The 2,631-nt window shown below is 66.8% G+C and carries 3 protein-coding genes; all 3 read left to right on the top strand.

What is annotated here, in order from left to right; translation table 11 throughout:
- Positions 1 to 193 precede the first annotated feature (193 nt).
- From HC022_RS23660 to HC022_RS23650, 3 genes are read left to right on the top strand one after another with little or no spacing between them, the layout of a single operon-like run.
- Positions 194 to 1,048 carry an ABC transporter permease gene (locus HC022_RS23660; RefSeq protein WP_008885447.1) on the top strand — a complete coding sequence of 285 codons (855 nt, stop codon included), beginning with the start codon at positions 194 to 196 and terminating at the stop codon, positions 1,046 to 1,048.
- A 52-nt stretch (positions 1,049 to 1,100) separates the two neighbouring features.
- Positions 1,101 to 1,937: an ABC transporter permease gene (locus tag HC022_RS23655; RefSeq protein ID WP_167454037.1), complete on the top strand. Its 837-nt coding sequence runs from the start codon at positions 1,101 to 1,103 to the stop codon at positions 1,935 to 1,937.
- 1 nt (position 1,938) lies between these two features.
- The gene (locus tag HC022_RS23650; RefSeq protein WP_167454036.1) at positions 1,939 to 2,580 is read left to right on the top strand and encodes an aspartate/glutamate racemase family protein; all 642 of its coding nucleotides are present in this window, start codon (positions 1,939 to 1,941) and stop codon (positions 2,578 to 2,580) included.
- Positions 2,581 to 2,631 lie beyond the last annotated feature (51 nt).

Here is a 2,631-nt window from a genome sequence, read left to right as displayed (position 1 = left end):
CTGCTGGAACGCCGTCATGGACGAGAACCAGTACATGGTCCGCAAGTGGAACGAGTTCATCGCGTCCTGAGCGTGACGAGCGGTTTCGCCGGCTGACGCCGGCGACCGGCCGGGGGGCTTCCGCCCCCCGGACCCCCCGAGAGTTCAGGGGCAAGATGAAGACAGGGACCATGTGCCGAGGGGCTGATCCGAAATGCTGAAGAACCGCCATGTGACGGGCTGGCTGCAGGCCGCGCCGCTATCGCTGATCCTCGCGGGGTTCCTGATCCTGCCGATCGCGACCATCGTGACAGTGAGCTTCTGGCAGGCCACCGAATTCTCGATCATCCCGGCGTTCTCGATGGAGAACTATGCGTTCCTGTTCGGCTCGGATGTGACCTACCGGGTGTTCCTCGCCACCTTCAAATATGCCGCGATCACATGGGCGCTGACCCTGCTGATCGGCTTCACTGTGGCCTATTACCTGGCCTTCCACATCCGCTCGCAGACGGTGCAGATTGCGCTGTTCCTGCTGTGCACCATCCCGTTCTGGACATCGAACATCATCCGGATGATCTCGTGGATCCCGTTCCTCGGGCGCAACGGCATCGCCAACAGCACGCTGATCGACCTCGGGCTGATCGACGCGCCGCTGGAGTGGCTGCTCTATTCCGATTTCTCGGTGATCCTTGCCTTCGTGCATCTCTACACGCTGTTCATGGTGGTGCCGATCTTCAACACCATGATGCGCATCGACCGCTCGCTGATCGAGGCGGCCTACGACAACGGCGCGAGCGGCTGGCAGACGCTGATGCATGTGATCGTGCCCCTGACCAAGCCCGGGATCATGATCGGCACCATCTTCGTGCTGACGCTGGTCATGGGCGATTTCATCACCGTGCGCTTCATGAGCGGTTCGCAGAAGGCCAATGTCGGGCGGCTGATCTCGAACGACATCTCGCTGCTGCAATACCCCTCTGCCGCCGCCACCGCCGTTGTGCTGCTCTGCACGGTGCTGATCGTGATCGGCATCCTGCTGCGCTTCGTCGACATCCGGAAGGAGCTCTGAGCCATGCCCCTCATCGCAACCCGCGCCGCGCGTGCCCGCAAGGAGAGCTGACATGGAAAAGCGTTCCCGCTCCTTCTACGTGCTGACCGCCTTCTTCGCGCTCTTCATCCTGTTCCTCTACGGCCCGACGCTGACCATCGGCGTGCTGAGCTTCCAGGGGCCGCAGGGCGGTCTGACCTTCCCGATGAACGGCGTCTCGCTGCACTGGTTCCGCGATCTCTTCGAAGAGCAGGCGGTGGGCGACATCTGGGGCGCTTTCCGCCGCAGCCTCGCGCTGGGGCTGATGGTCATGGTCACCACCGTCGTGGTCTCGGTGATGGGCGGGCTCGCCTTCCGCAAGCGCTTTGCCGGGTCGGGGGCGCTTTTCTACCTGATCATCGCGTCGCTGGTCATTCCCTCGATCCTGATCTCGCTGGGCGTGGGGCTGATCTTCAACCAGTTCGGTCTGCGGGTGCACTGGGCGACCTCGGGCTTCGGCTCGCAGCTGACCTGGACGCTGCCCTTCGGCCTGCTCATCATGTTCGCGGTCTTCAACCGTTTCGACCGCTCCTACGAGGAGGCCGCCCGCGACCAGGGCGCCAGCGCGTGGCAGACCATCCGCTTCGTGGTGCTGCCGATCATCGCGCCCTCGCTGATCGGGGTGGCGCTCTTCGGCTTCACGCTGAGCTACGACGAGTTCGCCCGGACCCTGCTCACATCGGGCAGCTACAACACCCTGCCGCTCGAGATCTTCGGCATGACCACCAACGTCACCACGCCGGTGATCTACGCGCTGGGCACGCTGACGACGCTGTTCTCCTTCCTCATCATCGGGGCCTTCATCGTCACCGTCTGGGGGATGGGCAAGCGGCGGGCGCGGCTCGGGTCGGACGCGGGCAAGGGCGTCTGAGGTGATCCTATTCATCAACCCGAATTCCTCAGCCCACATGACCGAAAGCATCGTGGCCGCGGCGCGCGAGGCGCTGCCCGGGGTGGTGATCGAGGGCTGGACCAACGCGGAGGGTCCGGTGGCGATCCAGGGCGCCGAGGATGGCGAGGCGGCGGTGCCGGGGCTGCTGGCGCTGCTGCCGGCGGCACAGGCGGCGGGAGCGCGGGCCATCGTCATCGGCTGCTTCGACGACACCGGACTGGCTGAGGCGCGGGCCGTGGCGCGTTGCCCGGTGATTGGCATCGGACAGGCGGGCTACCACGCGGCGACGCTGCTCGGGGCGCGCTTCGCGGTGCTCACCACGCTCGCGGTCTCGGTGCCGGTGATCGCGGGCAACATCGCGGCGCAGGGCTTTGCCGGGGCCTGCACCGAGGTGCGGCCGAGCGGCTACGGCGTGCTCGCGGTGGAGGAGGGCGCGCCGCAGGTCCTGGCCGACCTTCGGAAGGGGCTCGCCGAGCTGGGCGCAGCGGGCGCGGAGGCGGTGGTGCTGGGCTGCGCCGGCATGTGCACCCATCACGCGGCGCTGCAGGAGGGCATGCCGGTGCGCGTGGTCGACGGGGTGCGCGCGGCGGCGCGGCTGGCCGAGGCGCTTGCCGGGCTCTGACGGCGGCTGCCTGCACAGGGCCTGTGCGGCGGCTCACGCTTTCGCTCGCGC

It is taken from the genome of Salipiger sp. HF18 (assembly GCF_011806505.1).
In the GTDB taxonomy this organism is placed as follows: domain Bacteria; phylum Pseudomonadota; class Alphaproteobacteria; order Rhodobacterales; family Rhodobacteraceae; genus Salipiger; species Salipiger thiooxidans.
The sequence above is the reverse complement of the archived record's forward strand: the minus strand, read 5'-3'. Positions and strand labels throughout refer to the sequence as shown.